Source organism: Brevibacillus sp. NRS-1366 (assembly GCF_050467985.1).
Window position 1 is genome coordinate 36,347 of record NZ_JBITPN010000053.1, and the last position, 13,650, is coordinate 49,996.

At 48.2% G+C, this 13,650-nt stretch carries 16 protein-coding genes; 7 read left to right on the plus strand and 9 right to left on the minus strand.

Going from position 1 to position 13,650, the window contains the following annotated elements:
- Positions 1-45: 45 nt before the first annotated feature.
- The 4 genes from ACIFQN_RS30780 to ACIFQN_RS30795 form a co-directional block, all read right to left on the minus strand.
- Positions 46-618 (minus strand): GNAT family N-acetyltransferase, encoded by a 573-nt coding sequence (locus tag ACIFQN_RS30780; protein ID WP_429836865.1) that lies wholly within the window; start codon positions 616-618, stop codon positions 46-48.
- An 18-nt stretch (positions 619-636) separates the two neighbouring features.
- Positions 637-870, minus strand: coding sequence for a DUF3951 domain-containing protein (locus tag ACIFQN_RS30785; protein WP_429836959.1), 234 nt, complete (start codon positions 868-870; stop codon positions 637-639).
- A gap of 361 nt (positions 871-1,231) precedes the next feature.
- A complete protein-coding gene (gene putP, locus ACIFQN_RS30790; RefSeq protein WP_429836866.1) occupies positions 1,232-2,695 on the minus strand; it encodes a sodium/proline symporter PutP in 1,464 nt (487 codons plus the stop codon).
- 186 nt (positions 2,696-2,881) lie between these two features.
- Positions 2,882-3,343: a hypothetical protein gene (locus ACIFQN_RS30795; RefSeq protein WP_429836867.1), complete on the minus strand. Its 462-nt coding sequence runs from the start codon at positions 3,341-3,343 to the stop codon at positions 2,882-2,884.
- A 274-nt stretch (positions 3,344-3,617) separates the two neighbouring features.
- On the opposite strand from ACIFQN_RS30795, the gene ACIFQN_RS30800 reads away from it, so the two are divergent.
- The gene (locus ACIFQN_RS30800) at positions 3,618-3,824 is read left to right on the plus strand and encodes a cold-shock protein (protein WP_429836868.1); all 207 of its coding nucleotides are present in this window, start codon (positions 3,618-3,620) and stop codon (positions 3,822-3,824) included.
- Between the two features lie 88 nt (positions 3,825-3,912).
- Here the strand turns inward: ACIFQN_RS30800 and ACIFQN_RS30805 are convergent, their stop codons facing one another.
- Both ACIFQN_RS30805 and ACIFQN_RS30810 read right to left on the minus strand, forming a co-directional pair.
- Positions 3,913-4,110 (minus strand): hypothetical protein, encoded by a 198-nt coding sequence (locus ACIFQN_RS30805; protein ID WP_429836869.1) that lies wholly within the window; start codon positions 4,108-4,110, stop codon positions 3,913-3,915.
- 129 nt (positions 4,111-4,239) lie between these two features.
- Positions 4,240-5,670: a PLP-dependent aminotransferase family protein gene (locus ACIFQN_RS30810; protein WP_429836870.1), complete on the minus strand. Its 1,431-nt coding sequence runs from the start codon at positions 5,668-5,670 to the stop codon at positions 4,240-4,242.
- Positions 5,671-5,801: 131 nt separating this feature from the next.
- Here ACIFQN_RS30810 and ACIFQN_RS30815 point away from each other — a divergent pair, with 131 nt between their 5' ends.
- Together ACIFQN_RS30815 and ACIFQN_RS30820 are read left to right on the plus strand one after the other, a co-directional pair.
- Positions 5,802-6,596, plus strand: coding sequence for a thymidylate synthase (locus ACIFQN_RS30815; RefSeq protein WP_429836871.1), 795 nt, complete (start codon positions 5,802-5,804; stop codon positions 6,594-6,596).
- Complete coding sequence (locus ACIFQN_RS30820; protein ID WP_429836872.1) at positions 6,593-7,075, plus strand: dihydrofolate reductase; 483 nt, start codon at positions 6,593-6,595, stop codon at positions 7,073-7,075. Before ACIFQN_RS30815 ends, ACIFQN_RS30820 begins: the two co-directional genes overlap by 4 nt.
- 191 nt (positions 7,076-7,266) lie before the next feature.
- Here the strand turns inward: ACIFQN_RS30820 and ACIFQN_RS30825 are convergent, their stop codons facing one another.
- The 3 genes from ACIFQN_RS30825 to ACIFQN_RS30835 are packed head-to-tail and all read right to left on the minus strand — an operon-like array spanning position 7,267 to position 8,939.
- Positions 7,267-8,079, minus strand: coding sequence for a class I SAM-dependent methyltransferase (locus tag ACIFQN_RS30825; protein WP_429836873.1), 813 nt, complete (start codon positions 8,077-8,079; stop codon positions 7,267-7,269).
- The gene (gene yqeK, locus ACIFQN_RS30830; RefSeq protein WP_429836874.1) at positions 8,076-8,717 is read right to left on the minus strand and encodes a bis(5'-nucleosyl)-tetraphosphatase (symmetrical) YqeK; all 642 of its coding nucleotides are present in this window, start codon (positions 8,715-8,717) and stop codon (positions 8,076-8,078) included. The genes ACIFQN_RS30825 and yqeK overlap by 4 nt, the downstream gene beginning before the upstream one ends.
- Positions 8,718-8,756: 39 nt before the next feature.
- Positions 8,757-8,939 (minus strand): hypothetical protein, encoded by a 183-nt coding sequence (locus ACIFQN_RS30835; protein WP_429836875.1) that lies wholly within the window; start codon positions 8,937-8,939, stop codon positions 8,757-8,759.
- A gap of 180 nt (positions 8,940-9,119) precedes the next feature.
- Between ACIFQN_RS30835 and ACIFQN_RS30840 the strand changes: the two genes are divergently transcribed.
- The 4 genes from ACIFQN_RS30840 to ACIFQN_RS30855 all read left to right on the plus strand — a co-directional run bounded on the left by ACIFQN_RS30840 (position 9,120) and on the right by ACIFQN_RS30855 (position 13,555).
- Positions 9,120-10,118, plus strand: coding sequence for a histidinol phosphate phosphatase domain-containing protein (locus ACIFQN_RS30840; RefSeq protein WP_429836876.1), 999 nt, complete (start codon positions 9,120-9,122; stop codon positions 10,116-10,118).
- Between the two features lie 83 nt (positions 10,119-10,201).
- Entirely contained in the window at positions 10,202-11,395 is a 1,194-nt protein-coding gene (locus ACIFQN_RS30845; protein WP_429836877.1) for a M20 metallopeptidase family protein, read from the plus strand.
- A gap of 110 nt (positions 11,396-11,505) precedes the next feature.
- Positions 11,506-12,615 carry a YheC/YheD family protein gene (locus tag ACIFQN_RS30850; RefSeq protein ID WP_429836878.1) on the plus strand — a complete coding sequence of 370 codons (1,110 nt, stop codon included), beginning with the start codon at positions 11,506-11,508 and terminating at the stop codon, positions 12,613-12,615.
- A gap of 100 nt (positions 12,616-12,715) precedes the next feature.
- A complete protein-coding gene (locus ACIFQN_RS30855; protein ID WP_429836879.1) occupies positions 12,716-13,555 on the plus strand; it encodes an alpha/beta hydrolase in 840 nt (279 codons plus the stop codon).
- Positions 13,556-13,650 lie beyond the last annotated feature (95 nt).

Here is a 13,650-nt window from a genome sequence, read left to right on the forward strand (position 1 = left end):
CAAAGAAGGGCCCTTCCTTTTTCTGTTATCTTTTGGTGTGTAATCCTAAGCCTTATGTGCTTCCCATTCTTCTCGCAACATCCCCATCTTGATCGCGTCGTAGTACTCTCCACGAACAATTCTCGCCTTGCGTACACGGGCTTCCTCAATCATTCCACAATAAGCTGCCAGCCTCATCATGCGCTCATTTCCGGACCAGGTGCCAATCCCCAGACGGACAGTATCCATGTGGGTAAACAAATAATCGATCCACATCTGAAAAGCTTCGCGGCCATATCCATTCGACCAGTATCGCGAGTCGTAAATGACGATGCCGATTTCGCACCAGTTTGTTTCTTCTGAAATCCAGTAGCGACCGACGCTTCCTTTTAGTTTCCCATCTATTTCGATGATCAGCTCTGTTCGAGGGGAATTGGTTCCGACGTATGCCAATGATTCAGCATATTGGGGGAGATTGCGATATTCCTCTAGCGTGTACGAATCCAATGGCATGTATGGGCCATTCCAGTTTAGATGCTCGCGATCATCCGCCTCGTATTTCCAATAGTAAATTTCAGGAATATCCTCAGGTCTGATATCACGAAGTACTATTTTTTTACCTTGTAGTTGGACGTTCATTTATGTACTCCTCCTGAATCACGGCTTTTTACGAAACATCTTCATATGTTTGTCCTTGTCGTCGCCTTCTTCGTCCTCTGATTCTTTCTTTTCGATCTTTTCTTCGTGGTATTCGATGGGGGTCTGTCCGAAGATGCGATCCAACGGCGTATAATAATGTTCGACAGTCTTTTTCTTGATAAAAAACTGATAGCATGCCATCCCGAGCGCAACCAAAATCAAGAGTGGGATGGCGATGATCAAGCCCGACATGATATACAAGCTATTTATCCCCCTCTCATGAAGCATAGCAATATTTCCTATTTACGATTGGCACTAGTGATTGGTTTCATTCGATCTGATCGAATTGATGGTTGAAGAAAAAAAGCCCTAGCAATTTTGCCATCTTGTTACTCTCGCATTTAGCACTTGCCCCCTTCCTCGGAGTGCTCCTCGTGAGCATAATTTGGATAGTCTCTACGTCATTATGGATCTATTCGTCCTTATAACACTTTTGGAAAATCCGAGCCCGTAACAAAAAATGCCCACCATCGATTACGTCAGAGGGCAAATGTCGGAGATAAAAAAGCCCCCTTTATTAACGAGCGTTCGCTCAATTAAAGGGGGCTTTTCACTATTCCATAATCTTTTTGTACTTGTCGAACTGAGCAGCTACTTCTTTGGAAGGCTTGCTCGTCAGATTACTGATAATCACAATAGCGAGCAGGCTTATAGCGAAGCCAGGAACCATCTCATACAGGAAGTCTTTCAAGACGTCAAAACGGGTCCAGATGATAACGGTAAGTGCACCGGCGATCATGCCCGCGAGCGCGCCCCATTTATTCATACGCTTCCAGTAGAGAGACAAGAGGATGACAGGCCCAAATGAAGCTCCGAATCCTGCCCAGGCATAGCCAACGAGATCAAGGATCGTGTCATTTTTGTTGAGAGCTAGCAAAAAGGCGATGACAGCTACGATCAGTACGGAGAGTCGACCGACCGTCACCAGCTCTTTGTCTGTTGCTGAACGGTTGAGAAAGGTTTTGAAGATGTCTTCTGTAAGTGAGCTAGATGTAACGAGCAATTGGGAAGAGATCGTGCTCATGATAGCTGCCAAAATGGCGGCCAAGAGAAAGCCTGTAATCAATGGATGAAACAGAATCGTGCCTAATTGTATGAAGATCGTTTCCGGATCGCTGAGGGTCCATCCTTGCTTGGAATAAAAGGCGATCCCCACTAGACCGGTCAGCATCGCGCCGATAACAGAAAAGACCATCCAGCCCATGCCGATTCCGCGTGCTTTTTTAATTTCTTTTGTTGAAGTGATAGCCATAAAACGGACAATAATGTGTGGCTGTCCAAAATAACCGAGACCCCAGGCAAACAGAGAGATGATGCCGATCAGGCTTGTCCCTTTGAAAATATCGAGGAGAGAAGGATCAATCGTGCGAATTTCGGTGAATGTCGATCCGATGCCACCAGTAGTAAGGATGGTTACGAGGGGAACCATGATCAGGGCAATTACCATGATCAGTCCCTGGACCGCATCCGTCCAGCTTACAGCGAGAAAGCCTCCGAACAGCGTGTACGCGATGGTAACGAGGCCAACGACCCACAGACCTGTCTGATAGTTCATGTGAAACGTGTTTTCAAACAATACGCCACCAGAGACAAGACCAGACGAGACGTAGAAAGTAAAGAAGATCATGATAACAAGAGCGGAAACAAGGCGTAGCATACGGGAACCATCACCGAAGCGATTTTCCAAAAAGGCTGGGATCGTAATGGAGTTGTTGGCCACCTCCGTATACGTACGCAAGCGTGGAGCTACATAGAGCCAGTTCGCATAAGCGCCTAGAGTAAGACCAATGGCAATCCAGGATGCACTTAAGCCTTGTGCAAACATCGCCCCGGGCAACCCCATCATCAGCCAGCCGCTCATATCGGATGCACCCGCGCTGAGTGCAGTGACAGTAGGACCAAGGGAACGACCACCCAGCATGTAGTCCGTCAGATTGGAGGTACGTTTGTAAGCATAGTACCCGATTAAGAGCATTCCAGCCATGTACACAATAATGGACGTAAGCAGCATATTCATCGGCAGCACCTCTTGTTGTTTTTAATATTTATGAAAATAATATGAACGTTTTATACATTATCATGTAAATGTATAAAAATCCATAAGTAAAAACAGAAAATTTTGTAGTGCATCAATAAAAAGTTTTTAATCAAAGTAAAAAAACCTGCGTTATCGTATCCGCAGGCTTTCTTTTCGTTGTTATCCTTATTCTACCTGAACCTGGCCGCTGTTATCCAAGCTGACCTTGAACTCTTTTACGACGGTCGGCTCAGCATTCGGGTTGTTCAAATCACGTTTTACTACTTTAAAGGATCCGTCTGCTGAGAGCTCGCCTGTATATTCCACGCCAAACAAATCAGATTTGTAAAAGCTGAAATTGGCGAGTTCCGTTTTTTGCAGCTCTTCGCCAAGAAGCTTGCCATCTCCGCTAAACATCGCGTTTCTCAACTGCTCCGAGGACTCGTATTTTTGCTGCAGATAGGTTTTCAACTGCTCGGCGACTTCGGACTCGGCCAGTTGCTTGCCTGCCTCTACGACTTGTTTCCCTGTTTCAATAGCCTGCTTTCCTGTTTCTACAGCCTGCTGAGCCGTTTGTACCCCTTCAGAGATTTCCGAGCAGGCCGTAAGCAGCAGGGCGCATACAAGAATTAATGCTTTGCGCACCATGCATTCCTCCTTTCTTGACCATATGCCAGACTTTTTTACCGTTTAGGAAGGGTTAAGCACTTCACGGTGTTTAACACTTCCGGTACGCATAACAAAGTGCCTCAGCGTCGGCATCCGGCATATACTTCGGTAAAAGATTCCGCTAAAACGCGGTCGCTCATCCTTGAGCAAACCTCGATAGTGGTTTTTTTATTTTACTGTATCTCCACTTTCTTCGCATCCGCATATGATGGGGTAAGCGTAAGAGCTGCACTGATTACAGGGAGGAAACACAATGATTCAAGGGAAAGTAAAATGGTTCAGCAAGGAAAAAGGGTATGGCTTCATTGAGAGAGATGGGGGTCCTGACGTATTCGTTCACTATTCTGCCATCACTGGTTCTGGTTATCGGAATTTAGAAGAAGGAGAACAGGTCGTCTTTGAAATTGTGAATGGACAACGGGGATTACAGGCAGCGAATGTAGCACGCAAGGGTGTTTAGATTCCTTATGAATACAAAAAAGGGGTAACCGACGCTCCCCATAATCTGGACGCCGTCTCATGCCTGTGGGACGGCGTCTTTGTTGTGGTTAAAGATTATAGAGATAAACGGACAGGGCGATCAACAATATCAAGGTAATCGTGCCGTAAATGAGCAGAAGGTTCTTAGACCGATGCAAAAAGCTTCGCTCAGTAGCTTCTTCCGGATTCAGTCCAATTCGAAAGGTCAGCACGAAAGCGACGAGGACCAGAACGAAAACGGCAATAATAAATGGCATAATAGGCATAACAACGTATCGTCCTTTCTGCGGGTAACTGTCATCCTTCGAGATATATACGAGGATGCATATGATTCTTTTCCTCGATCATATACCGACAATCGAAAAAATTGGTCATCCACTTCAAGGTTTTTTTGCTCATCCACTGGTAGTGTAAGCCTCGGCGAACCGGGAAATCGCCACAGGTATTTGTTCCAGCAAGGCACGCCCGAACGTAAAGCGAACACATCCTTTTTCGGCACCGAAAAGGTGACCAGGTACGAAGACGACACCCCGTTTTACCGACTCTGTAAGCAAGCGTTGTTCGCTCCAATCACCTGACAGACTGCACCACAAATGAATGCCACCCTCGGGACTGATTATTTTTACCTGATCCTGAAACTGGTCTTGTAAGGAAAAGAACAGTTGGTCGGAGCGAATGGCTAGCTGTGTGCGCAGTCTGCTGATGTGGGTGGCAAAATCGGGCGATTGGAGGAATCGATCAGCCAACCATTGCGGGAAGATACTGTGACCAAAATCAAATTGCTGCTTGGCGTCAGCCAAACGCTCAATGACGGTTTGTGGCCCGACAATCCAGCCGATTCGCAGACCCGATGCCACAATCTTGGTTAACGAGCTAATATAGAGGACCGTACCATGCTTATCGAGCGACTTGAGGGTTGGGACAGGCTCATTAGAAAAGGCGGTCAAGCTGTAAGGATCGTCCTCAATGATGGGAATCCCATTCTCGGCTGAAATGGCAAGCAGGCGCATGCGACGCTCAAGTGACAGCAGGGTACCTGTAGGATTTTGAAAGTTCGGATTGAGAAATACCATTTTGATTCGATGCTTTCGGTGCAATTCTGCCAATTGATCAGGATCGATCCCTTCGTGGTCCATAGGCAGTGAAAACGTACGCAAGCCGGCTGAATGAAAGAGAGGCAGTGAGTAACAATACGAGGGCTCCTCGATAGCTACAGCGTCGCCGGGTTTGAGCAAGCACTGCACGACCAGGTGAAGTGCTTGCTGGGCGCCGGAGGTAACCAGAATCGAGGTAGGGGGTGCTCCAATGTTTCTCCAGGTCTTCATATGCCGGCTCAACGTTTCACGCAGAGACCAGTTGCCAAGCGAATGCTCGTAGCCCAAATGGGCGGGGAAGTCATCTGCCTTCATCAATTGCTTGATTGACTCATGAGGAACCAGATCGGGCGACAACTCACCGCTCGCCAGATCGATCAGCTCATGCTCCTGTGTTTCTTTGCGAATTTTTCGGATTAAGGGCAGGTTGGGACGAAAGGAGCCCGTCTCGGTGAGGTGACGCCAATTGGGGACACGCGTACGAGCCAAGCCCCAAATATCACGACTTACAACCGTTCCGCTCCCTTGCTTTCGCAAAACGACACCTGCTGCCTGCAATTCGTCATAAGCGGCTACAATGGTCGAGCGGTTGACGTGAAGCTCTTTGGCCAAGGAGCGTTCTGATGGCAAAAAGCTGCCTGGCCCAAACTCTCCACTTCTAATCCTCTGCTCGATTAGCTCCGCGATTTGTTTGTATATTGGCTTGCTTGACGAGGTCATTTTCCCATCCATCCAAAAGTCCTGCTTTCTTTTCAAAAATACGGTGCATATGCCGCAAGTATCCTGTTTATTATATCATGATTTCAGACATTCAATTTTGCTGTCGTTTAGTTTAGTATAGATGGGTGGAAGGAGTGTTTGGGATGAAACAATATCTGGACTTGTGCCAGCGCATTTTGGATGAAGGTGTGACAAAGGAAGACCGGACAGGTACGGGGACGATCAGCATTTTTGGGCATCAAATGCGTTTTGATTTGGGTGAAGGCTTTCCTCTGGTTACAACCAAGAAATTACACACAAAATCGATCATTCATGAGCTCTTGTGGTTTTTGTCAGGAGATACCAATATCCGTTACCTCCAGGAAAATGGGGTGCGGATCTGGAACGAATGGGCAGATGAAAACGGGGATTTGGGTCCTGTATACGGGCAACAATGGCGTTCATTTGCTGGACGTGACGGCAAAACGGTCGACCAAATTCAGTGGGTTGTCGATGAGATCAAGCGTAACCCAGATTCACGCCGCTTGGTTGTAAGCGCGTGGAATCCTGCAGAGCTGGACAAGATGGCTTTACCGCCGTGCCATCTTTTGTTTCAGTTTTATGTGGCAGGTGGCAAGCTTTCTTGCCAATTGTATCAGCGCAGTGCAGACACGTTTTTGGGCGTACCGTTCAACATCGCCAGCTATGCCCTGCTGACTCACATGATGGCACACGTGACAGGGCTTGAAGCAGGAGATTTTGTCCATACTATCGGAGATGCTCATCTGTATACCAATCATCTGGAGCAGGTCAAGCTGCAATTGAGCCGCGAGCCAATGGCTTTGCCTAAGCTGAAGCTCAATCCCGAAGTAAAGTCCATTTTTGATTTCACGTTTGATGACATCGAAATTGTAGAGTACGAGTCTCACCCGCACATCAAAGGTGAGGTGGCCGTATGATCAGCCTCATCGTGGCCTATGCGCGTAACCAAGTAATTGGTAAAGACGGGGACATGCCCTGGCAACTTCCTGCTGATTTGAAGAACGTGAAAGAACTGACGACGGGCAAAACCATTGTCATGGGGCGCAAAACATTCGAGTCGATCGGCAAGCCGCTACCAAATCGGCGTAACGTTGTTTTGACCCGAAGCCGTGACTTTCACCCGGAAGGCGTAGATGTGGTCCATACCAAGGAAGAAGTGCTGGCTTTGGGCGACGTGATCATTTTTGGCGGATCGGAAATTTACCGTCAGTTTCTCGATGTCGTCGATCGCTTGTACATTACAGAAATTGATCTGGAAACGGAGGGCGATACGTTTTTCCCAGAGTGGGATCGAGAGGCGTATGTGCTGGTGGACAAGCGTGAAGGGACTGTAGACGAGAAAAACCGCTATCCGCATACGTTTTATACGTACGAACGAAAAGGGCATCGCGTCTAAGCTTTTATTTAGGAAAGACCAGAAAAGATAGCTTTTTTCCCTGAGTCCATCTGGGTTAAGGGAAGAGCTATCTTTTTTATGCTGATTCGCCGAGCCTTCTCCGCAGTGACACTCCCAGCAGGGGGCCCAAGAATCTGGAGCGTTTTCTCCGTTTTCTTCTCTTCCACTACAGCTTGACTAAAACCGAGGTCTTATTGCTTTTTTCCAATATAAAGCAAATGCGATGACATTCCGAGCAAAGCCGGATCTGCGGCTGTTTCGATTAGTAATTCGGTTACTTTTTCTTCTTCGCCGCGATCCTGCCAATAACGCCATTGATCTGGTGTCAAAGTAGCCCCAATGTTTGTAGAACCAATAAGCTGCACAGTTAGAAATCCGAATGACTCCATAAAAGGTTTGATTTCATCGACGTGATAAAAATAGGCGCCTGTAAAACGACCTTTATCATTGTGATTAAAGATGCCCGTCTGGAAAAAATCATGAATGGCGTCGAATGTGTCATGGGGTTTCCAGTTTTCGGGAGCTGCTAAAGATGACATGATGTGATTGGTTCGTGACCGAAAGGCTGCAAATACGAATCCACCGTTTTTTGTGACACGGTGTAATTCCTGTACGGCAGAGGTCCGATCTTCATCTGTTTGTAAATGATACAAGGGGCCCAACATGAGGCACGCGTCAAACCCCTTATCAGGGAAGGGAGATAGATCACGAGCGTCGGCTACATGAAACCCATGAAATTGTTGGAGGAGGCCAAGCTCCGTTGCTTTTTGTCGAGCAAGGTCCACGAGGCTGGGGGTAAGGTCAGCCAAGGTCACCATGTACCCGTTCTTTGCGAGCTCTATCGAATATTTTCCTGGCCCAGCACCGATATCCAGGACTGATCCGCTAACGGGAAGATACTTCCGGATGTAATGCCAATTGATTTTAAATTCAAGCGGTTCTCGATCGAGACGCGTCCATTCTCTTTCCCAAAAAGAGGAGTAATAATCGACTACGTTATTCATATACATTCTCCCCCCTCGCTTACGTATGAAGTCCCTCTGGAAAGATCCAGATAGGCATCCCTCAACCAAGGATGTACCACGCGTAGCTTCTCTCGCTGCTCCCATAAATGCGAAAGGTAGACATGGGCAGCGCGTTCAAGAGATTTTTCCAACTCAGGTATGAGCTGCTGTACGTACGGAGGTGTGCCCGTTTGGTCCCATTCGATTTTGTCTGCAACGAATAAGACGAGATCCAATCGAGAGGGATTTGTTTTTAGGGTGGTGTGACATTCAATGGCAGAGAGTATGGCAGAGTCTTTTATTGAAAAAAGGTCGCGCGCCATTGCCTTGGAGATTTTTTGGTGGATGATCATCGGAAAGGCTTTCTCCTCCGGCAATATCTCGATTCCGAGTGATTCCGCTACCTCTATTCGCACCTGATTCGGATAAACCGCACTGATGTCATGCAAATAGCCTGCGGTCATAGCAGCTTGCGGATCAACACCGAAAACATTTGCCAAGCGTGCAGCCTCATGAGCCACACGTTTCGAGTGAAAAAAGGTATGCTCACAGCCATGCAAGCAAAGAAGGCTTTGAGCATCACTAGCTACATCATTGGTCTTTTGCCATCCTCTGACCAGAGGTTCATAGTCGTGCATTGTCCATTTCCTCCATTTCCTCCATTCCTTCATCGCCTGTCAGGGTCTGTCCAAGGATGGATTCACGTTCGTTGTTTCTGGCTCTGCCGTTGTGTTTGGTGCAGGTGAACTTGCTCCTGATAATTGCTCGGGCTGCCCATAGCGGTTTTGTTTCATCAAATTACTTACGTAGGCGAGTGCTAGAATACAAGCAATGATGCCGCCTAAAACCATCCACAACATGGCAAGTTCCCCCTTTTTTCCTCTATAACTTTTTTGTGGGAAAATTCCTATTTATTCCAATTTCCATTATACCACGCTAGTGGCGATGTTTCCTTTATTTTGACCTGCGACATATGTCCTACTTTTCCAGCATACAAACATAGAGAAAAGGGGATGGACAATCCCAAGGAGGGGATCGGGATGAGAGCTGATTTTCATGTGCATCTAGAAGAAGGACCGTATTCGCTGCGGTGGTTACATCAATTGGCAGAATCGCTGGGACCGTTGCTGGGCCAAGAAGAAGCTTGGGGCAGACGGGAATGGGCATACGAATTGGTCGGGCAACTCGCAAGACGTCTCAGGCAAGGTCCCTATTCCAGGGAGTGGCTTGACTTATATCGGATTCGCGCCAAACAGCAGGGTCTGCAGGTAGTATGTGTCGCCCAGCATTTATATCGGTTTGAAGAGTACAAGACGTTCTACGAACAACATATACACCTCGCTGATGATCGGCTGGGCCTTGCGCAGCGGCGCTGGCTGGATCAGGTAGCGAATGATTCATTGCCAGCTTATATGGAATTTTTACAGGAAGAAAAGCAGCGTTGGTCAGATGATGGGGTTGAGCTTAGGGTGGGGATTGAGCTGGATTATTTTCCAGATGGGGAAGAGACGCTTGCCAAAGTCATCCAAGCGTACCCATGGGATATATGTATCGGTGCCATTCACTTTGTCCAAGGCTGGGGATTTCAAAATCCTGAAACAGTGAAACGGTTTGAACAGATGGATCTGCCTGTTCTGTACGGGCGGTACTTTGATTTGGTGGAGCAGGCCGCCGAGAGCAGGCTGTTTGACGTTGTGGCACATATTGATGCAATTAAAATGTTCGGCTACCGGCCTGATGAGACAGCCCTGCTGCCTTACTATCAGCGGGTAGCACGAGCCCTCAGGAGATGGAATGTAGCGACTGAGATCAATACGGGATGCTATCACGACAATCCGATGCGGGAGATGCACCCTAGCTTTCGAATGCTGGAAATCTTAGCCCAGCATGAAGTACCGATCACCACTTCCTCCAACGCATACTTTCCCGATCAGGTAGGCCAGCATCTCGAGGAAGCGCGTGCACAGCTCAAGCGGGCAGGATTGGCAGCCATTGCTGTTTTTGAGAATCGAAAACGAACACTCCTGCCACTCGATTAGTAAAGCCCCCCATTTCAATCCCGTTTCTGCTATGATAAGTGTAGGGAAAATGAAATGTGCATCACGCGGGAGGAGATAAAATCATGTCTTTGCAAGAGCAATTAAAAGAGCTTTTAACAGAGATGGAGCCACAAATCATTAGCTGGCGACGCCATCTGCATCAATATCCGGAACTTTCTTTTCAGGAAGAGAAAACACCAGCAATGATTGCGGAAATCTTGACTGGTCTCGGCTTTGATGAAGTACGTACGGGCGTAGGCGGTCGCGGAGTGGTTGGAGTTCTGCGAGGCAGCCGTCCAGGTGCGGTAGTTGCGCTTCGCGCGGACTTTGATGCTTTGCCAATTCAAGACCAAAAAGAGGTCGCGTATAAATCCACGGTCCCAGGTGTCATGCACGCTTGCGGCCATGATGCACACACCTCCCAACTGCTGGGACTAGCTAGTGTACTCGCACCACGCCGCGATCAGTTTGCAGGTGAGATACGCTTTTTGTTCCAACACGCGGAGGAGGAATCCCCAGGCGGTGCTATCCAGATGGCAGCGGATGGAGCAGTAGATGGCGTCGATGCTGTATTCGGCGTGCATCTCTGGTCTATGCTGCCGGTGGGCAAAGTGTTCATCAGCCCAGGTCCGATCATGGCCAACACAGATGACTTCGTGATTGAGATTAAAGGACAAGGCGGGCACGGCGCTGTACCGGAAGAAACAGTTGACTCCATCGTGATCGGATCGCAAATCGTGGGTGGATTGCAGACGATTGCCAGCCGCAATGTAAGCCCATTGGCAAGCGTAGTCGTAACGGTGGGAACCTTTAACGGCGGGGACAACAATAATATTATCGCGGATAGCTGCCGCCTCACTGGTACGGTTCGAACATTTTTGCCAGAGGTTCGTGACCGGGCGCAGCAACGCTTGATCGAAATTGCCGAAGGTACGGCTGCTATGCTGGGAGGCAGCGCTTCTGTCCATTATGACCGCGGTTATCCTGCTGTGATTAACAATGAAGAAGAAGCAAAAATTGCCCAAGAGGCGGCAATCGCTGCGTTTGGTGCAGAGAGAGTTCAACCAATGAAGCCTTTGATGGGTGGGGAAGATTTTTCTTATTATTTGGAAAAGGTTCCTGGTGCCTATTTATTTGTAGGTGCAGGCAATCCGGACAAACTAGTGAAATATCCGCATCACCATCCGCGCTTTGACATCGATGAAGATTCCATGCTGATTGCAGGGGAGCTGTTGGGACGCACGGCACTTCACTTTTTGGAAAAACACCAAGGCTAACCTATGAAAATGCGCTTTTGCCTACCGAGGGCAAAGGCGCTTTTTTATGTTTTGACCATAGACTGATAGGGAGTGAGGGCGATTGTACACAAAGGAGGGTGTTGCCCCCGGTGAGGAAACGGATTGGCATACTAACCTACCGAGGAGAAACGGGATTTGTCGAACCAGGTTTTCTGCGCCGGCTGGTAAAGGAAGGATTGAAAATGGGCGCTGAGGTCTTCTTGTTTAGCCCGCAGGATGTCCGTTATTCGATCCGCCAAATCAGAGGCTTTGTCCCGTTGGAAAAGGGCTGGACTAGCGACTGGTATGACTGGCCCGATATTGTGATTGACCGCTATCGCTATTATCCGTTAGCCAAGCATAGTCTTTATCTGCCTTTCCGCAAGCAGCCCTGGTTTCGTTATGCGAATAGCCGCTTCTCTAATAAATTTCGGGTACATCAGGTTCTGGTAGAGGACCCCGAGCTGGGCAAATGGTTGCCAGAAACACTTCCCTATTCCAAAGAAACCTTGTCCTCCATGCTGAGACGCCATCTAATTGTCTATCTCAAGCCAACGAACGGTACTGGAGGCCGCAGTATCCTGCGTGTAGAAAGGCAAGGTGCAGGGTACATTTTGCACGGTCGGACCAAGCAGCAGGCAAAAAGCAGTGAAAAGCTGTCATCTCTGACTGAAGTGTGCAAAAGGCTGGAGAATTGGATGGTATACGAGAAGAGTGGGAACGAGCAGTTTTTTCTGCAGCAAGGACTTCAGTTGTCTTTGGTGCCGGAGAGAACCGTAGATGCGCGGCTCCTCGTGCAAAAGGACGGAAATGGCACCTGGCGGCTGACAGGCATGGGGATACGCATTGGCCCCAGACGTTCATCAACCTCCAATCTTCACGGAGGTGGAACAGCCATGCCAGCGGCTGCTTTTTTAATCAATCATTTCGGTCAGCAGCAAGCTGAGCGGATTCTACTGGAATGCAAAGAGTTGGCGCTCAAAACAGTGTCACGGATTGAAGAGCATTATGGGCAGATGATGGAATTCGGATTTGACTTAGGGATCGATATTCTTGGTAGGGTGTGGATCATCGAGATTAACCCCAAGCCGGGACGGGAGATTTTCCGACAGCTGGGACAGCACAAGCGCTACTTGGAGGCAGTGCGCAGGCCGTTGGAGTATGCTTTGTACCTGACAAATCAAACAGAAGAAAAGGAAACAGCGAGCAACATATACTAGGGCCTTCCTGGCGAGGAAGGTCTTTTTTCTTTGCTTTTCATTTCTTTTATCGGAGGAACGCTGCATAATATGATAAAAGCGTACGAGGAGTGGAGGCCAGATGATGCAAACAACCTTTTCAATTCCGGCAGGAGAAGACCTGACGATTCGCGGGGACTTGCATGCAGACGAATCGGCGGCACCTGCACAACCATTGCTTATTTTTTGCCACGGTTTTAAAGGCTTTAAGGACTGGGGGAGCTTCCCTTATGTTGCCGGGGAGTTAGCGAAGCGGGGGATTGCAACGATCCGCTTCAATTTTAGCTGTAATGGAGTAGGGGAGAGCCTGACTGATTTCGATGAGCTCGAGAAGTTTGGGCGCAATACGTTTGCCCGTGAAATTGCCGATTTAACCGTGCTGACAGAATCGATTGAAGCAGGAAAGATCGATTTGCCTGGGTTTGTGGACAAAAACAGATTGTTTGTATTGGGACACAGTAAGGGCGGAGGAGATGCCATTCTTTTTGGTGCAGGCAACCCGCGTGTGACAGGCATCGTTACATGGAATGGAATCGCCAATGTAAATCTGTTCGATGAGAAGCTTCGCGCACAGATTGAGGAAAATGGAGTCGGATACATACCGAATGCGCGAACAGGTCAAAACATGCCAATTACTCGCGCAGTTATTGATGATGTGGATATGAATCGCCAGGAATACGACCTGTTGGAGAAAGTTTGCGCCACGGAACAGCCACTTTGTATCATTGCAGGCGAAAAAGATTTTGTCCGTCTGGTAGAGGGAGCGAAACGTCTGCACGAGGCAGCGAAAAACAGTGAGCTGCACTGGATAGAAGGCGCTGACCATACATTTAACACGCGTCACCCGTTTTCAGGAACATCTCCTCAGTTAGAGGAAGCGATCGAGCAGACGGCAGCGTTTGTCCTCCACCGACGGACATAGAAAAAACCTATGATTTCACGCGTTTTCTTTCTATTTCGGCTATGGTATACTGGGTAACATCTAAAGTTTCAAATGATGAGATTATTCTGACAAAT

Coding starts and splice junctions, on each gene's coding strand:
- ACIFQN_RS30780 (WP_429836865.1), bottom strand. CDS start 618: ATGAACGTCCAACTACAAGGTAAAAAAATAGTACTTCGTGATATCAGA.
- ACIFQN_RS30785 (WP_429836959.1), bottom strand. CDS start 870: ATGTCGGGCTTGATCATCGCCATCCCACTCTTGATTTTGGTTGCGCTC.
- putP (WP_429836866.1), bottom strand. CDS start 2,695: ATGAATATGCTGCTTACGTCCATTATTGTGTACATGGCTGGAATGCTC.
- ACIFQN_RS30795 (WP_429836867.1), bottom strand. CDS start 3,343: ATGGTGCGCAAAGCATTAATTCTTGTATGCGCCCTGCTGCTTACGGCC.
- ACIFQN_RS30800 (WP_429836868.1), top strand. CDS start 3,618: ATGATTCAAGGGAAAGTAAAATGGTTCAGCAAGGAAAAAGGGTATGGC.
- ACIFQN_RS30805 (WP_429836869.1), bottom strand. CDS start 4,110: ATGCCTATTATGCCATTTATTATTGCCGTTTTCGTTCTGGTCCTCGTC.
- ACIFQN_RS30810 (WP_429836870.1), bottom strand. CDS start 5,670: ATGGATGGGAAAATGACCTCGTCAAGCAAGCCAATATACAAACAAATC.
- ACIFQN_RS30815 (WP_429836871.1), top strand. CDS start 5,802: ATGAAACAATATCTGGACTTGTGCCAGCGCATTTTGGATGAAGGTGTG.
- ACIFQN_RS30820 (WP_429836872.1), top strand. CDS start 6,593: ATGATCAGCCTCATCGTGGCCTATGCGCGTAACCAAGTAATTGGTAAA.
- ACIFQN_RS30825 (WP_429836873.1), bottom strand. CDS start 8,079: ATGAATAACGTAGTCGATTATTACTCCTCTTTTTGGGAAAGAGAATGG.
- yqeK (WP_429836874.1), bottom strand. CDS start 8,717: ATGCACGACTATGAACCTCTGGTCAGAGGATGGCAAAAGACCAATGAT.
- ACIFQN_RS30835 (WP_429836875.1), bottom strand. CDS start 8,939: ATGTTGTGGATGGTTTTAGGCGGCATCATTGCTTGTATTCTAGCACTC.
- ACIFQN_RS30840 (WP_429836876.1), top strand. CDS start 9,120: ATGAGAGCTGATTTTCATGTGCATCTAGAAGAAGGACCGTATTCGCTG.
- ACIFQN_RS30845 (WP_429836877.1), top strand. CDS start 10,202: ATGTCTTTGCAAGAGCAATTAAAAGAGCTTTTAACAGAGATGGAGCCA.
- ACIFQN_RS30855 (WP_429836879.1), top strand. CDS start 12,716: ATGATGCAAACAACCTTTTCAATTCCGGCAGGAGAAGACCTGACGATT.